The organism is Streptomyces sp. NBC_01716, from assembly GCF_036248275.1.
Lineage (GTDB): Bacteria > Actinomycetota > Actinomycetes > Streptomycetales > Streptomycetaceae > Streptomyces.
The window spans coordinates 4,396,350-4,419,740 of the sequence record NZ_CP109181.1; the positions used below are offsets into that span (position 1 = coordinate 4,396,350).

Sequence of the window (23,391 nt, forward strand, 5' to 3'; positions counted from 1 at the left end):
AGGCTCGGACCGCCCGTTCCGATTCCGGACCTTGTCACGGCGCCGCTTCCGTCAGCGCGCGCAGTACGTCGGCGATGAGGTCGTCCGGATCCTCGGCGCCCACGGAGAACCGTACGAACCCCTCAGGTACGGCGTCGCCGCCCCACCGCCCCCGCCGCTCGGCGGTCGACCGCACGCCGCCGAAGCTCGTCGCGTCGTCCACCAGCCGCAGCCCGTCCAGGAAGCGCTCGGCATGGCCCCGGTCGGGCAGTACGAACGACACCACGCATCCGTAGCGGCGCATCTGCGTGGCCGCGACGGCGTGCGACGGGTCGTCGGGCAGCCCGGGGTAGCGCAGCCCGCTCACATCGGCCCGCCCGCTCAGCGCCCGCGCGAGCAGCAGCGCGTTCGAGCACTGCCGGTCGACGCGCAGTTGCAGGGTGGACAGCGAACGGTGGGCGAGCCAGGCCTCCATCGGCCCGGGGATGGCGCCGGCGATCTTGCGCCAGCGCCGCACCCCCGCCGCCAGTTCGGGATCTTCGCAGGTCACATGACCCAGGAGAATATCGCCGTGGCCCGTCATGCCCTTGGTGTCGCTGGCCACGGAGAAGTCCGCGCCGAGCTCCAGGGGCCGCTGGCCGAGCGGGGTCGCGAGCGTGTTGTCGACGGCGACGAGCGTGCCCTGCTCGTGCGCCGCCGCCACCAGCCGGCGGATGTCGCAGACGTCGAGCCCGGGGTTGGACGGGGTCTCGATCCACAGCAGCCGGGCGCCCGCGAGCACGTCGAGCTGCGCGTCGCGGGCGGTGGGCGCGGTCCGTACCTCGATTCCGTACGCCGTGAGCTGCTCCCGCACCAGCGGCAGCGCCTGATAACCGTCGTCCGGCAGCACGACCGCGTCGCCGGTGCGCAGCTGGGAGAAGAGCACCGCCGAGATCGCGGCCATCCCGGAGGCGAAGGCGACCGTCTCGACCGCCCGGCCGGGGGCCTCCAGTTCGCCGATCGCCCGTTCCAGAAGGGTCCAGGTGGGGTTGGTGTCGCGGCCGTAGGTGTACGGGCCGGTGGGCTCGCCCGGCAGATGGAAGTGGGCGGCGAACACCGGGCCCGGCATGGTCGGTTCGTACTTGACCGGGTCGGGCAGCCCGGCCCTGACGGCACGCGTGCCGTCCCCGGTCCCGTGCTCCATGAGCGATCAGTCCTTGTCGTCGGGGAGCGCCATGTTCAGCGCCCACGACACGACCGAGATGATGAGCCCGCCGAGCACGGCCGTCCAGAAGCCGTCGACATGGAAGCTCAGGTCGAGCTTGTCGGCGAGCCAGGACGTCAGCAGCAGCATCAGCGCGTTCACGACCAGCGTGAACAGGCCCAGGGTGACGATGAACAGCGGCAGCGTCAGCAACTGGACTATCGGCTTGACGACGAAGTTGACCACTCCGAAGATCAGCGCCACGACCACCAGCGCCAGCGCCTTCTTGCCGGTGCTGTCTCCGGTCAGGGTGATGTCATTGATCAACCAGATCGCCACGGCCAGGGCACCCGCGTTGGCGATTGTCTTGACTACGAAATTTCTCATGGTGTGATCGTGGCATGAAGGCATTCCGACTGGACGAGCTGGAGGCGGAACGTGCCGCCAACGACGGGGCGTATCTGCAGTTTGTACGGGAACGGAACATGTCCGTCGGCCTGTACGCGCTGGACGCCGGCACCATCGACCCGCAGCAGCCGCACCGCCAGGACGAGGTCTACCTCGTGATGAGCGGGCGTGCGTCGATCACCGTGGGCATGGAGACGACGCAGGTGGGGCGCGGCAGCGTCGTCTACGTGCCGTCCGGTGTGCCGCACAAGTTCCACCACATCACCGAGGACCTGCGGGTGATGGTCGTCTTCTCCCCTCCGGAGGGCTGAGGCGGACCCTCACCCATGTCGTCAGGGTCGGATCAGGGGAGTTCCAGGGCTCCGGGACCTCCGCTTGGGCCCGCGCCGCTCTAGCATCGAAGGAAGACCGCAGGGACTCAGGGAACGAGGTAGGGACGATGGCGGTACGGGAGATTGTCGCGGGAATGCCCTGGTGGGTGAAGTGGATCGCGTTGCCGGTCGTCGTTCTCGTGGTGTTCGGCGGGCTGATCGCGAGCGTCGTCGGATTTGTGATCGGGCTGCTCTTCAAGGTGCTGATCCTGGTGGCCCTGGTCGGCGGGCTCGTCTACGGCGTTCGGAAGATCGCCTCGTCCTCGTCCTCGCGTGGCAACTGGTAGGACCGCCGCCGCCCCCACCGGGGCGGCCCTGCCCCCGCCGTTAGCCCGCGCGGGGGAATGGAGAAGGCAGAACTACGCCCCGCCCGCAAGCTGCCATTAGAGTGGCAACCCTCTGCTACACCCTGCGAAAACAGCGTCGATGGTCGCTTCGACCAACGCATTGTGCGAGTTTTCGGCGCCGGACCTCAGAACCCTGTCTCGGGTCCCCGGCGGGCGTGGCAGGCGCGGGGGCGGCCCCCGCGAGCGGGCGCACGCCCGTCGTACGCCTGGGGGATCTTTGGCCACCGCGACCACGCCAGCCGCCCCTACCCTCATCGGTTCGGTGCAGCGTGCGCTGCGCCTGCTGGAGTCGGCGGGCACCCATCCGAACGGCGCCCCGGCGAAACAGCTTGCCCGGGAGGCCGGTCTTCCTCTCCCCACCGCCTATCACCTGCTGCGCACCCTGACTCATGAGGGCTATCTGCGCCGGGAGAATGGCGTGTTCTTCCTCGGTGACGCGGTCGACCACCTGGTGACAGGTAAAGCCGCGCAGGCCGACCGGGCCAGGCGCGTAATGATCGAGTCCATGGAACGCTGCCGCGATCTGATCGGGGCTCCGGTGTATTTCGCGGTCTACCGCGAGGGCGAGATCGAGATCGTCGCGGTGGCCGAGAGCCGCGCCGCGCCCGCCGTCGCCGAATGGGCCGCCTTCCCCGAGACCGGGCACGCGCACGCGATCGGCCAGTGTCTGCTGAGCCAGCTCGACGACGAGTCCCGCCGGGACCATCTGGACCGGCATCCCGTGGGTCCGCTCACTCCCTATTCCGTCGCCGACGGGCGCACACTGCTCTCGCGCCTCGGCGCCATGGGGCGGCGTACGGGACCGGTGGTGGAGCGCCAGGAGTACGCGCTGGGCCAAGCCTGCGCCGCCATACCTGTCAGGGCCGGGGAGACGGTCGCGGCGGTCGGGACGTCCGTGCCGTTGCGTCAGGAGAAGAGACTGCTTCCCGCTGTCGAACTGCTATGCAAAGAGATCGGAAGCACGATCGGCTCGCTGGAATTCTCTATCAGTATCTGAAATATCACTCCTTGTGATCTGTTACAGCGTCCTGGACGATTAAGAAGAGGAGCAAGGGGCATCAATACCGGACGTTTCGCCCCTGAAACCCTCGAAAGCCCACTGAATTTCTTTACTCTCCGTGACTCTCTGTCATCCATTGCGGGGTACTTGATGCGCGAGTTTGTTCAGGCCGAAGTCCTGATGAGTTTCCTTGTCTCCGAGGAGCTCTCATTCCGAATTCCCGTGGAACTCCGTTACGAGACGGCGGATCCCTACGCGGTGCGGATGACGTTCCATCTGCCCGGCGACGCCCCGGTCACCTGGGCCTTCGGCCGCGAGCTGCTGATCGACGGAATCAACGAGCCCAGCGGCGACGGCGACGTGTACATCTCGCCGACCGATCCCGAAGAGCTCTCCGACGTCCACATCAGGCTCCAGGTCGGCGCGGAGCACGCGCTGTTCCGGGCCAGCGCCCCGCCGCTCGTGGCCTTCCTCGACCGTACGGACCGGCTGGTCCCGCTCGGCCAGGAGATGGCGCTCGGGGACTTCGAGACCAAACTGGACGACACCCTCGGCCGCATCCTCGCCGAGGAGAACGCCGGCTGAGGGCCCCGGCCCGCGTGCCGCTACGCTTTCCGCCGCCGTCCACCGCGGCCGCCACCGCGCGGCGCCGAGGACTCCGGCCGGTCGGCCGAGACCACCAGCGCCGCCAGCGCAGTGGTCACCGGCACCGAAGCGACCAGACCGATCGACCCCACCAGGGTCCGGACGATCTCCTCGGCCACCAGCTCGCTGTTGGCCACCGTCCCCACGCTCGACTCCGCGATCGAGAAGAGCAGCAGCAGCGGCAGCGCCGCGCCCGCGTACGCCAGCACGAGCGTGTTGACCACGGACGCGATGTGGTCGCGGCCGATCCGGATACCCGCCCGGTAGAGCGCGCGGGGCCCCATGTCGGGGTCCGCCTGACGCAGCTCCCACACCGCCGACGTCTGGGTGACCGTCACATCGTCCAGCACACCGAGCGATCCGATGATCACACCGGCCAGCAGCAGACCGCTCATGTCGATCTCCGGGAACAGTCCGTGGATCAGCCCGGTGTTGTCGTCCGTGTTGCCCGTCAGACTCGCCCAGCCGATGAACAGCGAGCCCAGCAGCCCGATCAGCAGCAGGGAGATCAGGGTGCCGAGCACGGCGACGGACGTACGGGCGGTCAGACCGTGGCACAGATACAGCGCGATCAGCATGATGGCGCTCGCACCGACCACCGCGACGATCAGCGGGTTCGAACCCTGGAGGATCGCCGGCAGGATGAAAAGCGTCAGCACGGCGAACGAGATGACGAGTGCGACCAGCGCCATCAGCCCCCGCAGCCGGCCCACCACGATCACCGCGAGCGCGAAGAGCCCGGCCAGCAGCGCCATCGGCACCGTGCGGTCCACGTCCGTGACCGAGTACTGGAGATCCTTCGGCGCGTCCGGGGCATACGCCACCACTACGTCCTGTTTCACGTGAAACTGCCGCGGCGCGTCCGGCTGGACGACCTCGACGAATCTGCGCCCCTTGTCCTTGCCGCTCTTCACCTCCACCGTCGCCTTCTCGCAGTCGCCGTTCTGCGCGCGCTCCGCCTCCCGCCCCTGGGGCGCCGACGTGTCGCCCGTGGACGGGACTTGAGCGGCGTTCACGTCCTTGCAGTCGACCTGCTCGATCTTCACCACCTGGCCCTGCTGGGTCTGCCGGTCGAAGCCGACACCGGTGCGTTCGTGGGCGGGGGCGCCACCGGGCCAGAGCACGATCAGACCGACAACTACGGCCGTCGCGAACGGAATCAGCACCGCGGCGATGACCTTGCGCAGGTGTCTGGAGACCGGCGCGGCCGGCCCATGACTGTGCGAGTGGCCGTGCGGATCAACTGTCTGCGGGGATGGGGTCACCGACCGATCATCGCAAGAACGGCGGAGGCACTCTGTTCAGCACGCCCGATATGGCGTTAGCGTGGTGGTGCCTTTACACACGCGGGAGCTCGGAGCACCGGGCTGAGAGGGCGCTGACTGTGGAGTTCCGGGGCTTCCCCGGATCCCTGAGCTGCGTCGACCGCCGAACCTGTTACCGGGTAATGCCGGCGTAGGGAGTAGGTCTCAAATGACCGTTCAGGACACACGCACGCCTGCCGCGCGAGCCATCGGCTGGCACAAGGGATACGTGGAAGGATCGCGCCCCGATCTCCGGGTGCCGGTCCGTCAGGTGCATCTCACCAACGGCGACGACGTGACGCTGTACGACACGTCGGGGCCGTACACCGACCCCACCGTCGAAACCGACGTACGCCGCGGACTCGCCCCGCTCCGGGAGAACTGGATCATCGGCCGCGGCGACACCGAGGAGTACGCGGGCCGCCCCGTCCGCCCCGAGGACGACGGACTCAAGCACACCTCGCCACGCGGCGGGCTACGCAATCTCGACGCGGTCTTCCCCGGCCGCCCGCGCCAGCCGCGCCGGGGCCGCGACGGGCAGGCGGTGACCCAACTCGCGTACGCCCGGCGCGGCGACATCACCCCGGAGATGGAGTACGTCGCCATCAGGGAGAACGTCGCGCCCGAGGTCGTACGCGACGAGATCGCGGCCGGCCGCGCCGTACTGCCCGCCAACGTCAACCACCCCGAGATCGAACCCATGATCATCGGCAAGCGGTTCCTCGTGAAGGTCAACGCCAACATCGGCAATTCCGCGGTCACTTCCTCCATCGAGGAGGAGGTGGACAAGATGACCTGGGCCACCAAGTGGGGCGCCGACACGGTCATGGACCTCTCCACCGGCCGTAACATCCACACCACCCGCGAGTGGGTGCTGCGCAACTCCCCCGTCCCCATCGGCACCGTGCCGCTCTACCAGGCACTGGAGAAGGTCGACGGCAAGGCCGAGGAGCTGACCTGGGAGATCTACAAGGACACGGTCGTCGAACAGGCCGAGCAGGGCGTCGACTACATGACCGTCCACGCGGGCGTCCTGCTGCGCTACGTGCCGCTGACGGCCCGCCGCAAGACCGGCATCGTCTCGCGCGGCGGCTCGATCATGGCGGCCTGGTGCCTGGCGCACCACAAGGAGTCGTTCCTGTACGAGAACTTCGAGGAGCTGTGCGACATCCTCGCGGCGTACGACGTGACGTACTCCCTCGGCGACGGACTGCGCCCCGGCTCGATCGCCGACGCCAACGACGAGGCGCAGTTCGCCGAGCTGCGGACGCTGGGCGAGCTGAACACCATCGCCAAGCGGCACCACGTACAGACCATGATCGAAGGTCCGGGCCATGTCCCGATGCACAAGATCAAGGAGAACATCGACCTCCAGCAGGAGATCTGCGAGGAGGCGCCGTTCTACACGCTCGGCCCGCTGACGACGGATGTTGCCCCGGCGTACGACCACATCACCTCCGGCATCGGCGCGGCGATGATCGCCTGGTGGGGTACGGCGATGCTCTGCTACGTGACCCCCAAGGAGCATCTGGGCCTGCCGAACCGCGACGACGTGAAGACCGGTGTCATCACGTACAAGATCGCGGCGCACGCGGCGGACCTGGCCAAGGGGCACCCGGGGGCGCAGGAGTGGGACGACGCGCTGTCGGACGCGCGGTTCGAGTTCCGCTGGGAGGACCAGTTCAATCTGGCTCTCGACCCGGACACGGCGCGGGAGTTCCATGACGAGACGCTGCCGGCCGAGCCGGCGAAGACCGCGCACTTCTGCTCGATGTGCGGGCCCAAATTCTGCTCGATGCGGATATCGCACGACATCCGGCGGGACCACGGCGGTTCGCAGGACGAGATCGAGGCGGGTATGGCGGCCAAGTCGAAGGAGTTCGCGGCGAGCGGGAACCGGGTCTATCTGCCGCTGGCGGAGTGAGCGGCAGGACGTGACGACGGAGGCCCCCGACCGGTACACGGACCGGTCGGGGGCCTCCTTTTTGTCTCTGTGCCCCTGCACGCGCGGAGTTCGGTGCTCCGGCTCCGTAGGTCGTAGCCGGGACTCCCACCAAAGTGGTGGTCGGGGCCGCGAAAGGTGGGGACGGGGCGGAATCACTTGTACCGGGGAGTGGCCGACGTATCGGATGAGTTCCGTGGAAGCAGGCGGCAGAGCGCTTTCACCGACATCCCCAACGTTCCGAGGGATAGACCTGGATGGCCACAGAAGCCGGCACCGGACACGCGGCGCCCGAATCGACACCGACCCCCGTCCCGCCGGCCCTGCCCCCGCGCTCCGGGCTTCTGCTCGGCATTCTGTCGTTGGCCGCCTTCATGGCCGGGCTCGATCTCTTCATCGTCAACGTCGGCTTCGACGCCATCGGCCGTGAATTCGACGGTGCCTCCCTCGCTGACCTCTCCTGGGTACTCAACGCCTACGCCATCGTCTTCGCCGCACTCCTGGTGCCCCTGGGGCGGCTGTCCGACCGCTACGGCCGCAAGGCCGGATTCCTGCTCGGCGTCGCCCTGTTCACCGCCGCGTCCGCGGCCTGCGCCATATCGACGTCGCTGTGGCAGCTGGTCCTCTTCCGGGTGCTCCAGGCGGTCGGCGCCGCGGCGCTGACGCCCGCCAGTCTCGGTCTGCTGCTCTCGGCGTTCCCGCCGGAGCGCCGGGCCGGCGCCGTCCGGATCTGGTCGGCGAGCGCCGCGCTGGCGGCGGCGGCCGGGCCGGTCGTCGGCGGACTGCTCGTCAGCGCGTCGTGGCGGTGGATCTTCCTGGTGAACATCCCCATCGGCGTCCTCGCGCTGGTCGTGGCGGTACGTATCGTGCCCGACTCCAGGGAGGCGGCGATGACCCGGCTGCCCGATCTGCCGGGAGCCGCGCTGCTGACGGGGGCGATCGGGCTGCTGGCACTCGGCCTGGTGAAGATCAACGACTGGTCAGCGGTCCGGACGTCCGCCGTGCTGGCCGGTGCGGTCCTCGGGATCGCGGTGTTCTGGTTCCGGTCGCGGCGCCATGCCTCCCCGGTGATCGAACCGGCGCTGCTGCGGGTGCGGGCCTTCGGCTGGTCGAACCTGACGGCGATCGCCTTCAGCGCGGCGTTCGCCGCGAACCTGCTCACCGCGATCCTGTGGATGCAGCAGGTCTGGCACTACTCCGCACTGCGTACGGGACTCGGGATCGCCCCGGGCCCGCTGATGGTCCCGCTGGGCGCGATCGTCGCCGCGAAGCTGGCGTCCCGTGTCCCGCCGGGCCGGATGGTCGCCGTCGGCTGTCTGCTGTGCACCGCCGGTGTGCTGCTGATGGCGGCGGGCATCGGGCAGAGCCCGCACTACGCGAGCGAGTTGCTGCCCGGCTGGCTGGTCGGCGGCGTCGGGGTGGGCCTCGCGCTCCCCACGATCCTCGCGACCGCCACGACGGACCTGCCGGCGGCCCGGTTCTCCACGGGCAGCGCGGTGGTCAACATGAGCCGGCAGATCGGCAGTGTGCTGGGGATCAGCCTGCTGGTCGCGATCCTCGGCACCCCGCTCACCTACGACGCGACCCACGAGGCGTTCGTCCACGCCTGGGCCGCGATCGGAATCTTCATGATGCTCGGCGCCGCGACCGCGTTCGGCATGACCTCGCGTCCTGCCGCCCGCGGCTCCCGGGCGCCGGCGAGCACGTAACCATCTCCTTTCGAGAGGAAACGTCATGAACACAGGCATCAACCTGGGCAGCGGCACCGACCTCGCCGCGGGCACCGACGGTGCGAGCACGAGCAAGACGCGCGTCGTCTTCGTCGACTGTCTGCCCGCGCTCACCCTCGGCCCGCAGCTCTCGCTGGCCCGCTTCGGTGAGATCGGCCTCGACCGGTCCACCCCGGACACCTTCGAGCGCTACCTGCACGACCTGGAGCCGGGCACCGAACTGGCCGTGGCCTTCATCGGCGGAAGCGGCTCGTCGGCACCGGCGGCCGTCCGGGGCCTGCGCGGTATGCGCGGCTTCTCCAAGACCCGGGTGTACGTCGTCGGCGACGGCGCCGGCGGCCCCGTACCCGGCTGGGCCGAGGTGCACGACGTCGAGGACATCATCGCCCCGGCCGCCTTCGACGGGTTCGGCTTCGCCGACACCGTCGAGATAGGCATGCGGGCCCACGGCTCGCTGATCCTCGACCCGCTCTACACCGACTTCTACCTCGACATGACGTGGAACAAGATCTTCGACTGGTTCGAGACGACCCGCTGGGACTGGCGTGAGCTGGACCTCGACAAGCTCAACCCCGAGCTGATGAGCGCCGACGAGGTCGACTTCCTCACCGAGGCGGCGATCATCGAGTTCGGCACCCTGCCGGGCGCGCACAACTTCCTGCGCGAGTGGGAGGGCGAGACCAGCTTCTCGTCCTGGGCGCTCAGCTGGGGCGCGGAGGAGGCGCGGCACTCGCTCGTGCAGGCCCGCTGCCTCGACAAGCTGGGCGTCAAGGTCCGTTCCAAGCACGCGCTCTACAAGCGCGAGCCGTACCCGATCGGCGACACCCGCGTCGGCACCCTGATGATGAACATCATCTCCGAGGCCCGCGCCGCCGAGCTGTACCGCGCGCTCGCGGCCGAGACCAAGGAGCCCGTGGTCAGGGGCATCTGGAAGCTCCTCGGCCGAGACGAGTCCCGGCACGCCCGCGCCTTCTACGTCTTCACGCAGGAGCTGTGCGACGGCAACCGGGAGAGCCAGATCGCCGCGCTCAAGATGGCGTACGTCTGGCTGGCGGACCGCAGCGACGGCCTCAAGCACCCGGCCGGACACTTCTACCCGCACTCGACGTCCGCGAAGGGCGTGCGGCGCATCGAGACGATCCAGGACGGCGCCACCGACGCCGCCGACGGCAAGGTGCTCTCCATGGTGCGACGGCTGGTCGAGGACGACTCCATCGAGTCGTCGAAGGACCTCAAGCGCAAGCTCCGCTCGCTCATCTGACCCGGCGTCGCCGCCGGCGGAAGCCGGCGGCCGACGACCGGACAGCAGCCGACGACTGACGACTTGAGGAGCGGGGTCTTGCCCGAGTCAGCGTTCAACGACAGCGACACCGGGGCGGCGGCCGACACGGCCAACTGCTTCGGCTGCGCTCCGCACAATCCCATCGGGCTGCGGCTGGTCTTCGAGGAGGAAGGCAACGGATTCGGCACCCGTATCAAACTCGGCGCCGACTACGAGTCGTTCCCCGGCGTCATCCACGGCGGCATCGTCGCCGCGATCCTGGACGAGACGCTGGCCCAGGCCGTCTACCGGTCCGACCGGATCTCCGCGTTCACCACCGGCCTGCGGATCCGTTACGGCAGGCCCATGGAGACCGGCGCCGAGTACACGGCCCACGCCGAGATCATCAAGCGCGACGCCCTGTCGGTACGGGCCTCCGGGGAGATCCGGCTGCCGGGCGGCGATCTGGTGGCCGCGGCCGACGGCACGTTCCACCTGCTCACGGACGACGTCCTCGGTACGTACGACAAGCGCCTGCCGACCGGACTCGTCGACGCGCTCCGCGCCTCCAACAGAACCGTCACCCAGGGGGATTGACCACCTATGGACACCACCGCGATACACGAGAAGATCCATCAGATCATCAGCGACGAGCTCAGCACCCCGGCCGCCGGTCTGACGCCCGACCAGCACTTCCGTTCGCTCCCCAACGTCGACTCGATGCGTGTGCTCCAGATCATCCTGAACACCGAGAAGGCGTTCGACATCGAGATCGAGGACGAGGTCACCTTCCGGGTCCAGACGATCGGGGAGTTCCAGGGCGTGGTGGAGGACCTGTGCCGGCAGAAGGACCTGGCATGAGCACGGGCGGCGGCGGGGGCGGGAGCCTGGTCGACGCGCTCGCCGCCGTCGCCGCCCGCGGCTCGGGCCACGGTATGCGCCTGTTCCGCGGGGACGAGGAGGCCGAGCGCCTCACGTTCGCCGGGCTCCACGCCGAGGCGGGGGAGGTGGCCTGCGGGCTGCTGGAGCGCGGGGTCCTGCGGGGGGAGCGGGTCGCGATCGCCCTCCCCACCTCGATCGACTTCGCCAGGGCGTTCTTCGGCGTGCTCGCCGCCGGGGCGGTGCCGGTGCCCGTGCCGCCGCCGGTGCGTTTCGCCTCGCTCGACATCCATCTGAAGCGGATCGCGCTCGTGATGCGCCAGTCGAAGGTGCGCGTCGTGCTCACCGACAAGATGCTGGGCGGGCTGCTGGAGCCGACGCTCGGCGGCGCCGGCGGCGAGTTCCGGATTCTCGACGTGGCCACGACACGCGCTCCGTCACCGGTGTACGTGGACGTGGCGGCGGGTGATCCGGCGCTCGTCCAGTACACGTCGGGGACCAGCGCGAGCCCGAAGGGCGTCGTACTGACCCATGCCAATCTCCTCGCGAACGTCGATGCCATCGCCGGGGGGCTCGGCATCGACGACACCGATGTGAGCTGCAACTGGCTGCCGCTCTTCCACGACATGGGTCTGATCGGCGCGTTCCTCTCACCGGCGCTGACCGACGCCGAGACATATCTGCTGCCGCCCGAGGACTTCCTCCGGGATCCGGGCAGATGGCTGCGGATCATCAGCCGGTACGGGGTGACCGCGACGACGGCGCCCAACTCCGGCTATCTCTACGCCCTGCGGCGCACCCCGGCCGAGCGCGTACCCGAACTCGACCTGTCCCGCTGGCGGTTCGCGCTCAACGGGGCGGAGCTGATCGACCCCGACACGCTGCGCGGCTTCTCGGCGCACTTCGCCCCGGCCGGCTTCCGCGCCGATGCCTTCCTGCCTGTGTACGGCCTGGCGGAGGGGAGTCTCGCGGTGACGTTCGCGCCGACGGGCAGGGCGGTACGCAGTACGTGGGTACGGCGCGAGCCGCTTTCCCGGGGCGTGGTGGAAATGGCCCCGGCCGGCGGCGACGGCGCCGAGGCGGGCCGGGAGATCGTCTCGGTCGGTCTCCCGGTGGCGAACACCGAGGTCAGGCTGGTCGGCGAGGACGGTACGGCGCTGACCGACCCCTCCCTGGTCGGTGAGATCCAGATCCGCGGCGACTCGGTGATGCGCGGCTACGAGGACAACGAACCGGCGACCCGCGCCACCGTCCTGGCCGGCGGCTGGGTCTCCACCGGCGATCTGGGCTTCCGGCAGGACGGCGAACTGTTCATCGCCGGGCGGAAGAAGGAGGTGATCATCGTCTTCGGCCAGAACTACTACGCGAGTGACATCGAGTCCGTCGCGGGCCGGGTCACCGGGGTGTCGAACGGCGCGGTGCTCGCGGCGGGGACGGCGTTCCCGGACGGTGAGGGGCTGGTGCTCGTCGCGGAGACGAAGGAGTCCGAGGGCGCGGCTCGTGAAGATCTGATCGCGCGGCTGCGGTTCGCCGTGTCGGACTCGCTCGGGCTCACTCCTCGGGACATCGTTCTCGTACGCAGGGGGCGACTCCCGCGTACCTCCAGCGGGAAGCTTCAACGGCACGGGGTGGAAGAGGTGTTGGCGGCAGTCGCCCCCGACTCCGCCCCAGCATCCGACCCCGTATGACGGACCGACGAAGAGAAGGTGAACTGACCCCATGAGCGCGGACCCCACTCCGGAACTCACGGCGACGCAGCGCGAGGAGCTGCTGCGCCGCTCGTGGATGGCCACCGACGGCCTCTGGTACTACCAGACCGCGTTGTCGGGCGGCGTCGACGGCGCCAACGAGGCCAACATCGCGGTGGTGCGCGAGTTCGGGCGCCAGGAGATGGTCCGGCTGATGCGCGGTCTCGGGATCGAGAAGGTCGAGACCGTCGAGCAGTACCGCCGGCTGTTCCAGGCTGCCGTGGATCTCTATCTCGGCTCACTGTTCGAGGCCGAGGAGTCGTTCGACAACGGCACACACGATCTCAAGGTCATCACGTGTTTCGCCTACAAGGGCGTCAAGAAGGCGGGAATCGACAAGGTCTACCACTGTGGTCCGGGTGAGCGGCTGACCGGCTGGATCAAGGCGATGGATCTGCCGGACGACATTGATCCGGATGTCGGGCTGTGCCAGATGGCGCACACCGGCTCATGCGGTTACCGGCTCGAAGTCGGCCTGCCGCACGAATCGTGAGATCGCGGAACTTGACCTAACTCATAACAGAGTTTTACTACGGAATGTAGGTGTTTGGCGGAATTGTGGTGAATATTGTTTCTTGAAAGCCCTGCTTGGCCACGTATACTCCCTAAATATCACGTGGGAGGCTGCGGGATAATGGCGGGGGGCTGCCGTGGCGATCGATCCGGAAGGGCATGCCGGAAATCCCGGTCTGCCGAACGAAGTTCGCGCTAATATTGTTGAGCCATTCTTCCAGCGCTTGCGGGCCATGGACAGCGCGCTGCTCGAAGAACCTGAAATAAGTGCGTTACTTGTCAACCAGGTCGAGTTATTGCTGGACGACATAGCGCGGGGCGCGCGAACCGGTTTCCGTACCAGGACGGCGCCGAGCCGGGAATCCCTTCGAGGGGCGGCCGAATTCAGCAGGACCCGGGCGTCGCGCGGCATCCATCCGACCGAGACGGTCCGCGCCGCCGAGCTGTTCTACGAGACCGCGCTTCCCGTCGTCGTACGCGAGCTCCTGCCGGCCACACCCTCGGCGGACCAATTCCTGGACACCGCGCTGACGTTGAACGACGCGGTGATGACACAGATCGCGCTCGGGTGTGTCGGCTACATTAAATTCCTTCGCGAGAAACTGCACAGTTCCCATCTCGACGAACGGCACAGGCTAGCCAGGGACCTGCACGACCGGGTCGCCCACGAAGTCCTGGTGGCCATGCTCGAACTGGAACTGTGCGATCCGCTGATCCAGAGCGAGAGCGCCGTCGTACGGTCGAAGCTGAAATCGGCCGAGGAAGCGCTCAAGGTGGCGCTGCGGGAAATCGGTGATCTCTCGGGTGAGCTGAGGGAATCGGTGTCCGAAACGGATCTTGAGCGCGCCCTCACCAAATTCATCGACTCCACGGTCCCGGACCGTGTCCGGGCCGAATTGACCGTCACAGGAAATGTCGACGAAATACCGGCGGCCGCGGCGGAAGAGCTCTACTTCATCATTCGCGAGGCGGCCAGAAACGCGCTGCGCCACTCCGACCCCGACGAACTGTGGATCACGATCAGGGTCACGGAGACGCTGGTCCAGGCGTCCGTCATCGACGACGGCGCCGGCTTCGAGGTGGCCACGCTCGCCAAGACCCGGCGAGGCGGCCTGATCTCGATCCGCGAGCGGACCGAACTGCTCGGCGGAAACCCCAGCATCCACAGTTCGGTCGGCGGCGGGACGACGGTCAACGTCTCCATCCCGCTGATCAACTGGCGCCGGCATGGCTGACGCCGGGAAGCCCGCGAGAGCCGACGTCACCAGCGTCGTCGTGGCCGACGACCACACCCTCTTCCGGGAGCTGCTCGCCGACCTGCTCTCCCTGGAGGACTGGCTGGAAGTCGTCGCCCAGGGCGCGAGCGGCACCGAAGCCGTGGAGCTGGTACGCCAACACCGGCCGGGCATCGCCGTACTGGACGTACAGATGCCGGGCCCGGGGATCCGGGAGACCGTACGGGAGATCGGCAGGCACTGCCCCGAGACCCGCTGCATCGTGCTGACGATGCACGACGACCCCGTGCTCTTCAGGGGCGTGCTGGACGACGGCGCCACCGCCTATCTGCTGAAGTCCGTCTCCAGCCGGGAGTTGGTCACCTCGATCCACTCCGTGATCCGCGAGCCGGAGCGGATCCACTTCTCGGTGACCCGGAACATGATCAGAGGTCTCGACGGGCCGGCCGCCGACCGGCTCCTGTCCGCGCGCGAGGTCGAGATCCTCAGCTACGTCGCGCAGGCGCGCAGCAACGCGGAGATCGCCGCCACGCTGTTCCTGGCCGAGACTACCGTCAAGCGCCATCTGACGAACGCGTACCGGAAGCTCGGCGCGGTGTCGCGGGTGGACGCGATCCGCCGGGCGATGGACGCCGGGATCATCGCCCCGTACCAGCAGCCGTGACGCCCGCCGCCGTGTGACGCGGGCCCGGCCGATTCCCGGTGACCTATTCCGGCCGGTGCTCGGGTCCGCCGAAGTCGGGGCTGGAGAAGTCCGGACTGGAGTACGTGGGGCGCTGGCCGCTCGAAGCGCCGTCGTCCGGGCTGGAGAAGTCCGGGCGGCTGTAGCCCATCTTCGGCAGATGCCGGGCCGGGCGGACCTTCGGCGCGGGCTCCACGCCGGGCGCGGCCAGGGCCTCCCGCAGGAACGGCAGGATCCCCCGCTCCAGCAGGGCGGTGCGCCACGCCTCACGGGCCCGTGACACCTCGTCGGGCCACCCGCTGTCCGGCTGGCCTGCCGGGACCTGCGTCGACCCGTTGCGCAGGGCTGTGATCAGCAGCCCGGCCCCGCCGGCGGCCAGACCGACGGCCGTGACGGCGCAGAAGAACAGACCGACCGTCACCAGGGTGTCGGAGAAGGCTGGCACCGGGCTGAGCAGTCTCAGCAGGAAGCCGACCAGCAGGAAGACGACGGCCGCCGCGCCTCCGAGAGCCGGCACCAGGACCGCGACGACGGCGGCCAGACCCGCGCCGGTCTCGCTCGGCCCTTGCACGGCCGGGCTCAGTACGGAGTTGCCCACCGGCGAGGTGGCCGGAGTACGGAATTCCTCCCGGACCTTCGCGTAGTGCTCGTACTCGACCGCCGCGGCGGTGGTTATCAGAGACGTCGCGCCCAGAGCCATGGTGCGCAGTTGTTCGGTGTTGAGGCGCTGCCCGACATCGGCGAGATCCGGACGGTCGTGCGCATGGCGCAGCGTCTCGTCGAGAATCCGCTCGAAATCGGCGCGATCCTCGTTCAGCAGATGCGGAGCGCTGTTCATGTGCGTCCCCCGATGCTCCGTAGGGCCGGATTGTCCGTACAGAACGGACGATTGGCGAAAACGGAGGAGAGCCTGCTACGGATGAGCCGATGGTAGAGCGATTAAGGCACGGGGTGACAGGGGGTTTACCGAAAACACCTGCCCCCACTCTGCTCAGTTATGCAGTGGGAGCCGTACGACCAGAAGCTTTCCGGCCATGGTCACTCCGCCGTCCATGGCGATGGCGAGCCCGTCCGCGTAGACATGCGGCCCGTCGACCACGGGTCCCGAATTCTCCTCGTCGTCCGACGCGTCCTCGGTGCCGACTTCGCCGAGCAGATACGGAATCGGGCTGTGGCCGTGGACAATCCGCTGCCCGCCGTACGCGGCCATCAGCTCCCTGGCCGCTTCCGAACCGCCGTTGTCGCGGAACGCGAAACGCTTGGTGAGCTTGCGGAAGATGTCCCAGCACTCGTCCGCGTCGTTGCGGGTGAGGATGGCGCGGACGTTGTCGTTGACGTCCTCGATGCTGTCGCCGTAGTCGAGATACGCGGTCGTGTCGGAGTGCATCAGCAGATGCCCGTCCTCCTCCACGAGGGCGTCGAGCCGGGACATCCACTGGAGATGGACGTCCTGGAGGCGCTCCATGTCCGTCTTCTGCCCGCCGTTGAGCAGCCAGGCGGCCTGGAAGGTGGCGGTGCCGGCACCGGAGTTGACCGGGGTGTCGCCGAAGCGGCGGGCGCCGAGCAGCAGCAGTTCGTGATTGCCCATCAGGGCCTTGCAGTAGCCGCCGGCGGCGGCGGCCTCGGCGGAGAGCCGCATGACGAGGTCGATGACACCGACGCCGTCGGGGCCCCGGTCGGTGAAGTCGCCGAGGAACCACAGGCGGGTGTTGCCCGCGGCCCAGCTGCCCTCACCGTCGATGAGGCCCTGTTCGGCGAGGGCGGCGACGAGTTCGTCGAGATAGCCGTGGACGTCGCCGACGACGAAGAGCGGGCCGAGGCCGTCCGCGGTGCCGGGGCTCGGGACGGGGGCGACGGTCACCTGCACGGTGTCACCGCGCTTGATCACCGGGAGGTCGCGCTCGGTGGGCGTGTAGCCCTCGGGGACCTCGTCGCGGGGGACGGCGTTGCCGGGATGGTCGGTGGGGGTGACGTCGGCGGCGGGCGCGGCGGGGGTCACGGCGGCCGTGACGGGGGGTGTGACGGCCTGGGAGGGGATCGCGGGGCCCGCGTACGCGTGGCTGCGCGGATCGGGGCGTGACGGGGCGTCAGAAACCCCCGTGGCCACCGGCGTCGGCCCGGGGGCGGACTCCGCCGCCTCGGGCGTCGGGAACGTGACGCCCCGCGGGTCCGTACGCGGCGCGATACCGAGTCCCGCCGGAGCGCCCGGCGGCGTGGCGGCGGCCGGCCGGCCGACGGCGGTCTCGGAGGTTTCGGCTGTCCCGGTGGGCGCGACCGCGACCGCGGTCAGCTGTGGCGCGGACTCGCCGGACCGGCCCGACTCCCCGGCCCGCGTGGTCTCTTCGGGCGGCGCGGGCTGCTCCGGGCGCTCCGGCCGTACGGGAACCTGCGTGTACGGCGGCACCCGGAAATCGCGCAGCGTCGCCGTGCGCACCACGGGTCCCTGACCGGTCCCGGCCCCCTGAGTCATCGACCCCTCCACCACCGTCGCGCCTCCGTACACCTCTGGGTCCGCCTGTTCGGGCGGGGCATCCCCACCGGAGGTAGGGGAAGGTCCGCGGTGTCGTGCGCCCATCATAGGAATGCAGCCACCCCTGTGTGACGCACCAGGGGTGGTCAATCCGATTCCACCCACGTTTCGTCGGCTGTTTTCACGCGGATCGCCCGAATTGTGTGATGCGGAGCGTGTCCGTCCGCCTCAGTCCCTGGCGGGAGACCTCGGAGCGCTGACGGTGGTACGGGGCGGGCGCCGCTGGGACGAGGTCCGGACGATCAGCTCCGTCGGTATCACCTGTTCGACGGGACGCCCGGTGTCGGTCCCCTCGATGGCGTCGATGAGCAACTGGACGACGGCGGTGCCGATACGGCGCGGCTTGAGCGAGAGTGTCGTGATGGGCGGCTCGGTGGTCGCGTACACGGTGGACTCGCTGCAGCAGACCAGCAGCAGGTCCTCGGGCACCCGCAGGCCGTAGCGCCGCGCGGCGGCGAGCAGGTCGGTGCCGTTGGGGTCGAAGAGCCCGTACACCGCGTCGGGCCGGTCGGGCCTGGCGAGCAGCCGGTCGGCGGCGACGGCCCCGGCGCAGGGGTCGTGCGCGGGGTAGGACTCGTAGACGGGGTCCTGTCCGACCCGCTCGCACCAGCGCAGATACGCGGTGGTGGAGAGCCGGGTGTACGTGTCGGTGGTGGTCCCGGTGAGCAGCCCGATCCGGCGTGCGCCGGCCGCGGCGAGATGGTCGAGCAGATCGAGTACGGCGGCCTCGTGGTCGTTGTCGACCCAGGCGGTGACGGGGAGGGTGCCGGCCGGGCGGCCGTCGGAGACGACGGGCAGGCCCTGGCGGACGAGCTCGGTGACGACCGGGTCGTGGTCGGAGGGGTCGATGACGACGGTGCCGTCGAGCGCGACGTTCGACCAGACGTCGTGGCGGGAAGTGGCCGGGAGGATGACGAGCGCGTACCCGCGGGCGAGCGCCGCGGAGGTCGCGGCCCGTGCCATCTCGGCGAAGTAGGCGAATTCGGTGAAGGTGAAAGGTTCGTCCCCGTATGTGGTGACGGTCAGGCCGATCAGGCCCGACTTGCCGGTACGGAGGGTTCGGGCCGCGGCGGACGGGCGATAGCCCAGCCGCTCGGCGACTTCTCGGACATGCCGGCGTGTGGCGTCGGGTAACCGTCCCTTGCCGTTGAGCGCGTCGGAGACGGTCGTGATGGAGACACCGGCTGCGGCGGCCACGTCCCGGATGCCCGCCCGACCTTGCCGGCTGCCCCGGCGGGATGTGTCCGTCCGGCTCACCTGGTGTTTCCCTGCTGGTGTCATGGCGAGCCGATAGTAGGGCTCATCAAGGTGGTGGGGCCGGTCGCACATTCACCTCCCAAGAGTCACGTTTCTGCATGATCAACAACGCTTGGAAGGCGTGGAAAACAAGGTCGCTGAGCGATTCGGTTGTGGTCTGTCAAGCGTGGAGCTTGATGGGCCTGGCGACAGTCCGATGTTTCGAAGAGGTCTCAACTCACCCTTATGGGTGACGCACGCCATGGAGTCAGCCACCGGCGCGGGCCGGATGCGCTAGGGCTCCCCCGCTCGGAGCCCGGTCCTCACTTGCCCGGCGGCGCCTCGGGGCCCGTGCGGGGGCCGTCCGGGGCCCGGTTCCGGGAGGGGTATTCGCAGGGCCCGGCAATCCTCTTAGGGTGAGCAGTATTGGTACATCCGCATGAGGTGGGTCGATCATGTGTACGGAGACCCCAGAGCGCCCGAGGAGGACCCCGCGGTGAGCGACACGAGCCCGAAGCTGCGCGCCGAGCTGGACGGCATCCCGACCTACAAGCCGGGCAGGCCGGCGGCGGTGGGCGAGGCCGTCTCGTACAAGCTGTCGTCGAACGAGAACCCCTATCCGCCGCTGCCCGGCGTGATGGAGTCCGTGCTGGCGTCGGCCGGGGCGTTCAACCGCTACCCCGACATGGCGTGCACCGGGCTGACCAGCGAGCTCGCCGACCGCTTCGAGGTGCCGGTCTCGCATGTCGCGACGGGTACGGGCTCCGTGGGCGTCGCCCAGCAGCTGCTTCAGGCCACCTCCGGCCCCGGCGACGAGGTGATCTACGCGTGGCGGTCCTTCGAGGCGTACCCGATCATCACGCAGATCTCGGGCGCCGCTTCGGTGAAGGTGCCGCTGGACGCGGACCAGGTGCACGACCTGGACGCGATGGTGGACGCCATCACCGACCGGACCCGGATGATCTTCGTCTGCAACCCCAACAACCCCACGGGCACCGTCGTCCGCCGGGCCGAGCTGGAGCGCTTCCTCGACCGGGTGCCGACCGACATCCTGGTCGTGCTGGACGAGGCGTACCGGGAGTTCATCCGCGACACCGAGGTCCCCGACGGCGTCGAGATCTACCGGGAGCGCCCGAATGTGGCCGTGCTCCGGACCTTCTCCAAGGCGTACGGCTTGGCGGGCCTGCGGGTCGGCTTCGCCATCGCCCACGAGCGGGTGGCCGCGGCCCTGCGCAAGACCGCGGTGCCCTTCGGGGTGAGCCAGATCGCACAGGACGCGGCGGTCGCCTCGCTGCGCGCCGAGGAGGAGCTGCTGGAGCGGGTGGCGGAGCTGGTCGTCGAGCGCACCAGGGTCAGCGAGGCGCTGCGCGGTCAGGGCTGGACCGTGCCCGAGACGCAGGCCAACTTCGTGTGGCTGGGTCTGGGGGACCGTACGACCGACTTCGCGGCGGAGTGCGAGCGCGCGGGTGTGACGGTCCGGCCGTTCGCGGGCGAGGGCGTACGGGTCACGATCGGCGAGTACAAGGCGAACGACCTGTTCCTGCGGACGGCGGAGTCCTTCCGCGAGGAGAGCTGAGCGGATCCGGGCGGGGCGCCCGCGGGGCGCCACGGTACGCGGGCCAGGGCGCGGTCGGAGCGCGGTCGGGGCGCGCGGTCACGGCGGGATGTTCGAAGGGGACCCCCCCCTTGAAGATCCGGTCGGGCCGTGCGCCATACTTTTGCTTGTGAATGTGAACGCGTTCACAAGCATGCTCGATGCCTCCTGTTTCGTCCGCTTCCTACCGGGACTTTCGGGACAGGCCGCAGCCCCCGGCGCGGGGCCCGTAAGGAGAAGGAGAGAGACGACGTGGACATCGCACTGGCCCCCGAGACTCTCGCGCGATGGCAGTTCGGCATCACCACCGTCTACCACTTCCTCTTCGTCCCCCTCACGATCTCGCTCGCCGCGCTGACCGCCGGCCTGGAGACCGCCTGGGTGCGGACGTCGAATCCGAAGTACCTCAAGGCGACGAAGTTCTGGGGCAAGCTCTTCCTGATCAACATAGCCATGGGTGTCGTCACCGGCATCGTGCAGGAGTTCCAGTTCGGCATGAACTGGTCGGACTACTCCCGCTTCGTGGGCGACGTCTTCGGCGCTCCGCTCGCCTTCGAGGCGCTGATCGCCTTCTTCTTCGAGTCCACCTTCATCGGACTGTGGATCTTCGGCTGGGACAAGCTGCCCAAGAAGATCCATCTGGCCTGTATGTGGATGGTCTCGATCGGCACAATCCTCTCCGCCTACTTCATCCTGGCGGCCAACTCCTGGATGCAGCACCCGGTCGGCTACCGCATCAACGAGGAGCGCGGCCGGGCCGAACTCACCGACTTCTGGGCCGTACTGACGCAGAACACCGCGCTCGCCCAGTTCTTCCACACCATGACGGCGGCCTTCATGGTCGGCGGCGCCTTCATGGTCGGCATCTCCGCCTTCCATCTCGCCCGCCGGGGGCGCAAGGGGCACCAGCAGCACATCCCGGTGATGCGGACCTCGCTCCGGCTCGGCCTGGTCACCCTGGTGACGGCCGGTCTGCTCACCGCCGTCAGCGGCGACACGCTCGGCAAGATCATGTACGAGCAGCAGCCGATGAAGATGGCCGCCGCCGAGGCCCTCTGGGACGGCGAGGCGCCCGCGCCGTTCTCGGTCTTCGCGTACGGGGACGTGGACAAGGGCCACAACAAGGTCGCCATCGAGGTCCCCGGCCTGCTCTCCTTCCTCGCGCACAGCGACTTCGAGTCCTTCGTGCCGGGCATCAACGACGTGCAGAAGGCCGAGCAGGAGAAGTACGGGCCCGGCGACTACCGGCCCAACATCCCCGTCGCGTACTGGGGCTTCCGCTGGATGATCGGCTTCGGCATGGCGTCGCTGGGCATCGGGCTCCTCGGACTCTGGCTGACCCGGCGGAAGTTCCTGCTGCCGAAGCGGCTGCGGACCGGCGAGGACGAGGTGCCCCATCTCGTGCTCTTCCGCAACAAGGCGCTGAGCCCCCGGTTCGCCCACATGTACTGGCTCGTCGCCCTGTGGACGATGCTCTTCCCGCTGATCGCCAACTCCTGGGGCTGGATCTTCACCGAGACCGGCCGGCAGCCCTGGGTGGTCTACGGGGTGCTGCGCACGGCCGACGCCGTCTCCCCCGGTACGTCGCAGGGCGAGGTGCTCACCTCGATGATCGTCTTCACTCTGCTCTACGCCGTGCTCGCCGTCGTGGAGGTCAAGCTGCTCGTGAAGTACGTCAAGGCGGGTCCGCCCGATCTCACCGACGACGACCTCAACCCACCCACGAAGATCGGCGGTCACGACGCGAAGGACGCCGACCGCCCGATGGCCTTCTCGTACTGAGGAGTTGAACCGAATCATGGAACTCCACGACGTCTGGTTCGTCACTATCGCCGTCCTGTGGACCGGCTACTTCTTCCTTGAGGGCTTCGACTTCGGGATCGGCGTCCTGACGAAACTCCTCGCGCGGGACCGCAAGGAGCGCAGGGTCCTCATCAACACCATCGGGCCCGTCTGGGACGGCAACGAGGTGTGGCTGCTGTCGGCGGGCGGCGCGACCTTCGCCGCGTTCCCCGAGTGGTACGCCACCCTCTTCTCCGGCTTCTACCTGCCGCTGCTGGTCATCCTGGTCTGTCTGATCGTGCGCGGTGTCGCCTTCGAGTACCGCGCCAAGCGGCCCGAGGAGCGCTGGCAGCGCAACTGGGAGCACGCGATCTTCTGGACCTCGCTGCTGCCGGCGCTGCTGTGGGGGGTGGCCTTCGGGAACATCGTGCGCGGCGTGAAGATCGACGCGGACCTGGAGTACGTGGGAAACCTGGCCGATCTGCTCAACCCGTACGCGCTCCTCGGCGGGCTGGTGACGCTGACGCTCTTCACCTTCCACGGCGCTGTGTTCGCCGCGCTCAAGACGGTGGGGGACATCCGGGCGCGGGCACGGAAGCTGGCGTTCACGCTGGGGCTGTTCACGGCCGTGCTGGCGCTCGGGTTCCTGGGCTGGACCCAGCTCGACAACGGTGACGGCGGGAGCCTGGCCGCGATGGTCGTGGCCGTGCTCGCGCTGGCCGGTGCGGTGGTGGCGATCAGGGCGGGGCGAGAGGGCTGGTCGTTCGCGCTCTCCGGGCTGACGATCGTGGCCGCCGTCGCGATGCTCTTTCTGACGCTCTTCCCGAACGTCATGCCGTCCTCGCTCAACGAGCAGTGGAGCCTGACGGTGACCAACGCGTCCTCGACGCCGTACACCCTGAAGATCATGACCTGGTGCGCGGGCATCGCGACGCCGTTGGTGCTGCTCTACCAGGGCTGGACGTACTGGGTCTTCCGCAAGCGCATCGGTACGCATCACATCGCGGACGCGCACTAGCTGA

General features: G+C 68.8%; 22 protein-coding genes. 16 read left to right on the forward strand and 6 right to left on the reverse strand.

Annotated features, from left to right (window positions below):
• Window positions 1-34 precede the first annotated feature (34 nt).
• Together OIE74_RS19130 and OIE74_RS19135 are read right to left on the reverse strand one after the other, a co-directional pair.
• On the reverse strand, window positions 35-1,162 hold the full coding sequence (locus tag OIE74_RS19130; RefSeq protein ID WP_329385084.1) for a cystathionine gamma-lyase: 1,128 nt from the start codon (window positions 1,160-1,162) through the stop codon (window positions 35-37).
• Window positions 1,163-1,168: 6 nt separating this feature from the next.
• Complete coding sequence (locus tag OIE74_RS19135; protein WP_329385086.1) at window positions 1,169-1,549, reverse strand: phage holin family protein; 381 nt, start codon at window positions 1,547-1,549, stop codon at window positions 1,169-1,171.
• Window positions 1,550-1,563: 14 nt separating this feature from the next.
• On the opposite strand from OIE74_RS19135, the gene OIE74_RS19140 reads away from it, so the two are divergent.
• The 4 genes from OIE74_RS19140 to OIE74_RS19155 all read left to right on the forward strand — a co-directional run bounded on the left by OIE74_RS19140 (window position 1,564) and on the right by OIE74_RS19155 (window position 3,873).
• Window positions 1,564-1,881: a cupin domain-containing protein gene (locus tag OIE74_RS19140; protein ID WP_329385088.1), complete on the forward strand. Its 318-nt coding sequence runs from the start codon at window positions 1,564-1,566 to the stop codon at window positions 1,879-1,881.
• Window positions 1,882-2,009: 128 nt separating this feature from the next.
• On the forward strand, window positions 2,010-2,228 hold the full coding sequence (locus OIE74_RS19145) for a DUF5326 family protein (protein ID WP_329385090.1): 219 nt from the start codon (window positions 2,010-2,012) through the stop codon (window positions 2,226-2,228).
• Window positions 2,229-2,505: 277 nt separating this feature from the next.
• Window positions 2,506-3,285 carry an IclR family transcriptional regulator gene (locus tag OIE74_RS19150; RefSeq protein WP_329385092.1) on the forward strand — a complete coding sequence of 260 codons (780 nt, stop codon included), beginning with the start codon at window positions 2,506-2,508 and terminating at the stop codon, window positions 3,283-3,285.
• A 153-nt stretch (window positions 3,286-3,438) separates the two neighbouring features.
• Window positions 3,439-3,873, forward strand: coding sequence for an SsgA family sporulation/cell division regulator (locus OIE74_RS19155; RefSeq protein ID WP_329385094.1), 435 nt, complete (start codon window positions 3,439-3,441; stop codon window positions 3,871-3,873).
• A gap of 20 nt (window positions 3,874-3,893) precedes the next feature.
• Here the strand turns inward: OIE74_RS19155 and OIE74_RS19160 are convergent, their stop codons facing one another.
• A complete protein-coding gene (locus tag OIE74_RS19160) occupies window positions 3,894-5,198 on the reverse strand; it encodes a YibE/F family protein (protein WP_329385096.1) in 1,305 nt (434 codons plus the stop codon).
• A 208-nt stretch (window positions 5,199-5,406) separates the two neighbouring features.
• Between OIE74_RS19160 and thiC the strand changes: the two genes are divergently transcribed.
• From thiC to OIE74_RS19205, 9 genes are all read left to right on the forward strand, one after another.
• Window positions 5,407-7,161 carry a phosphomethylpyrimidine synthase ThiC gene (gene thiC, locus OIE74_RS19165; protein WP_329385098.1) on the forward strand — a complete coding sequence of 585 codons (1,755 nt, stop codon included), beginning with the start codon at window positions 5,407-5,409 and terminating at the stop codon, window positions 7,159-7,161.
• A gap of 275 nt (window positions 7,162-7,436) precedes the next feature.
• Window positions 7,437-8,888, forward strand: coding sequence for an MFS transporter (locus tag OIE74_RS19170; protein WP_329385100.1), 1,452 nt, complete (start codon window positions 7,437-7,439; stop codon window positions 8,886-8,888).
• Between the two features lie 25 nt (window positions 8,889-8,913).
• Window positions 8,914-10,170, forward strand: coding sequence for a ferritin-like domain-containing protein (locus tag OIE74_RS19175; RefSeq protein ID WP_329385102.1), 1,257 nt, complete (start codon window positions 8,914-8,916; stop codon window positions 10,168-10,170).
• 78 nt (window positions 10,171-10,248) lie between these two features.
• Window positions 10,249-10,767: a PaaI family thioesterase gene (locus tag OIE74_RS19180; protein ID WP_329385104.1), complete on the forward strand. Its 519-nt coding sequence runs from the start codon at window positions 10,249-10,251 to the stop codon at window positions 10,765-10,767.
• A gap of 6 nt (window positions 10,768-10,773) precedes the next feature.
• Window positions 10,774-11,031 (forward strand): acyl carrier protein, encoded by a 258-nt coding sequence (locus OIE74_RS19185; RefSeq protein WP_329385106.1) that lies wholly within the window; start codon window positions 10,774-10,776, stop codon window positions 11,029-11,031.
• Window positions 11,028-12,737, forward strand: a complete 1,710-nt coding sequence (locus tag OIE74_RS19190) for a fatty acyl-AMP ligase (RefSeq protein WP_329385108.1) — start codon at window positions 11,028-11,030, stop codon at window positions 12,735-12,737. The genes OIE74_RS19185 and OIE74_RS19190 overlap by 4 nt, the downstream gene beginning before the upstream one ends.
• Window positions 12,738-12,768: 31 nt before the next feature.
• Complete coding sequence (locus OIE74_RS19195) at window positions 12,769-13,290, forward strand: hypothetical protein (protein ID WP_329385110.1); 522 nt, start codon at window positions 12,769-12,771, stop codon at window positions 13,288-13,290.
• 157 nt (window positions 13,291-13,447) lie between these two features.
• On the forward strand, window positions 13,448-14,545 hold the full coding sequence (locus OIE74_RS19200) for a sensor histidine kinase (RefSeq protein WP_329385112.1): 1,098 nt from the start codon (window positions 13,448-13,450) through the stop codon (window positions 14,543-14,545).
• Window positions 14,538-15,209 (forward strand): response regulator transcription factor, encoded by a 672-nt coding sequence (locus tag OIE74_RS19205; RefSeq protein WP_329385115.1) that lies wholly within the window; start codon window positions 14,538-14,540, stop codon window positions 15,207-15,209. The genes OIE74_RS19200 and OIE74_RS19205 overlap by 8 nt, the downstream gene beginning before the upstream one ends.
• Before the next feature lie 43 nt (window positions 15,210-15,252).
• On the opposite strand, the gene OIE74_RS19210 is transcribed toward OIE74_RS19205, so the two are convergent.
• From OIE74_RS19210 to OIE74_RS19220, 3 genes are all read right to left on the reverse strand, one after another.
• A complete protein-coding gene (locus OIE74_RS19210; RefSeq protein ID WP_329385118.1) occupies window positions 15,253-16,065 on the reverse strand; it encodes a hypothetical protein in 813 nt (270 codons plus the stop codon).
• A gap of 153 nt (window positions 16,066-16,218) precedes the next feature.
• Window positions 16,219-17,697, reverse strand: a complete 1,479-nt coding sequence (locus OIE74_RS19215; protein ID WP_443076161.1) for a metallophosphoesterase — start codon at window positions 17,695-17,697, stop codon at window positions 16,219-16,221.
• Window positions 17,698-17,925: 228 nt separating this feature from the next.
• A complete protein-coding gene (locus tag OIE74_RS19220) occupies window positions 17,926-19,038 on the reverse strand; it encodes a LacI family DNA-binding transcriptional regulator (protein ID WP_329385120.1) in 1,113 nt (370 codons plus the stop codon).
• A 451-nt stretch (window positions 19,039-19,489) separates the two neighbouring features.
• Here OIE74_RS19220 and hisC point away from each other — a divergent pair, with 451 nt between their 5' ends.
• The 3 genes from hisC (at window position 19,490) to cydB (ending at window position 23,387) form a co-directional block, all read left to right on the forward strand.
• Window positions 19,490-20,569 (forward strand): histidinol-phosphate transaminase, encoded by a 1,080-nt coding sequence (hisC, locus tag OIE74_RS19225; protein ID WP_329385123.1) that lies wholly within the window; start codon window positions 19,490-19,492, stop codon window positions 20,567-20,569.
• A gap of 270 nt (window positions 20,570-20,839) precedes the next feature.
• Window positions 20,840-22,369 (forward strand): cytochrome ubiquinol oxidase subunit I, encoded by a 1,530-nt coding sequence (locus OIE74_RS19230; protein ID WP_329385125.1) that lies wholly within the window; start codon window positions 20,840-20,842, stop codon window positions 22,367-22,369.
• A 16-nt stretch (window positions 22,370-22,385) separates the two neighbouring features.
• Complete coding sequence (gene cydB, locus OIE74_RS19235; protein WP_329385128.1) at window positions 22,386-23,387, forward strand: cytochrome d ubiquinol oxidase subunit II; 1,002 nt, start codon at window positions 22,386-22,388, stop codon at window positions 23,385-23,387.
• The last annotated feature ends 4 nt before the right edge of the window (window positions 23,388-23,391 follow it).

Coding starts and splice junctions, on each gene's coding strand:
- OIE74_RS19140 (WP_329385088.1), top strand. CDS start 1,564: ATGAAGGCATTCCGACTGGACGAGCTGGAGGCGGAACGTGCCGCCAAC.
- OIE74_RS19130 (WP_329385084.1), bottom strand. CDS start 1,162: ATGGAGCACGGGACCGGGGACGGCACGCGTGCCGTCAGGGCCGGGCTG.
- OIE74_RS19135 (WP_329385086.1), bottom strand. CDS start 1,549: ATGAGAAATTTCGTAGTCAAGACAATCGCCAACGCGGGTGCCCTGGCC.
- OIE74_RS19175 (WP_329385102.1), top strand. CDS start 8,914: ATGAACACAGGCATCAACCTGGGCAGCGGCACCGACCTCGCCGCGGGC.
- OIE74_RS19170 (WP_329385100.1), top strand. CDS start 7,437: ATGGCCACAGAAGCCGGCACCGGACACGCGGCGCCCGAATCGACACCG.
- OIE74_RS19195 (WP_329385110.1), top strand. CDS start 12,769: ATGAGCGCGGACCCCACTCCGGAACTCACGGCGACGCAGCGCGAGGAG.
- thiC (WP_329385098.1), top strand. CDS start 5,407: ATGACCGTTCAGGACACACGCACGCCTGCCGCGCGAGCCATCGGCTGG.
- OIE74_RS19145 (WP_329385090.1), top strand. CDS start 2,010: ATGGCGGTACGGGAGATTGTCGCGGGAATGCCCTGGTGGGTGAAGTGG.
- cydB (WP_329385128.1), top strand. CDS start 22,386: ATGGAACTCCACGACGTCTGGTTCGTCACTATCGCCGTCCTGTGGACC.
- OIE74_RS19190 (WP_329385108.1), top strand. CDS start 11,028: ATGAGCACGGGCGGCGGCGGGGGCGGGAGCCTGGTCGACGCGCTCGCC.
- OIE74_RS19210 (WP_329385118.1), bottom strand. CDS start 16,065: ATGAACAGCGCTCCGCATCTGCTGAACGAGGATCGCGCCGATTTCGAG.
- OIE74_RS19205 (WP_329385115.1), top strand. CDS start 14,538: ATGGCTGACGCCGGGAAGCCCGCGAGAGCCGACGTCACCAGCGTCGTC.
- OIE74_RS19215 (WP_443076161.1), bottom strand. CDS start 17,697: ATGACTCAGGGGGCCGGGACCGGTCAGGGACCCGTGGTGCGCACGGCG.
- OIE74_RS19185 (WP_329385106.1), top strand. CDS start 10,774: ATGGACACCACCGCGATACACGAGAAGATCCATCAGATCATCAGCGAC.
- OIE74_RS19155 (WP_329385094.1), top strand. CDS start 3,439: ATGCGCGAGTTTGTTCAGGCCGAAGTCCTGATGAGTTTCCTTGTCTCC.
- OIE74_RS19220 (WP_329385120.1), bottom strand. CDS start 19,038: ATGACACCAGCAGGGAAACACCAGGTGAGCCGGACGGACACATCCCGC.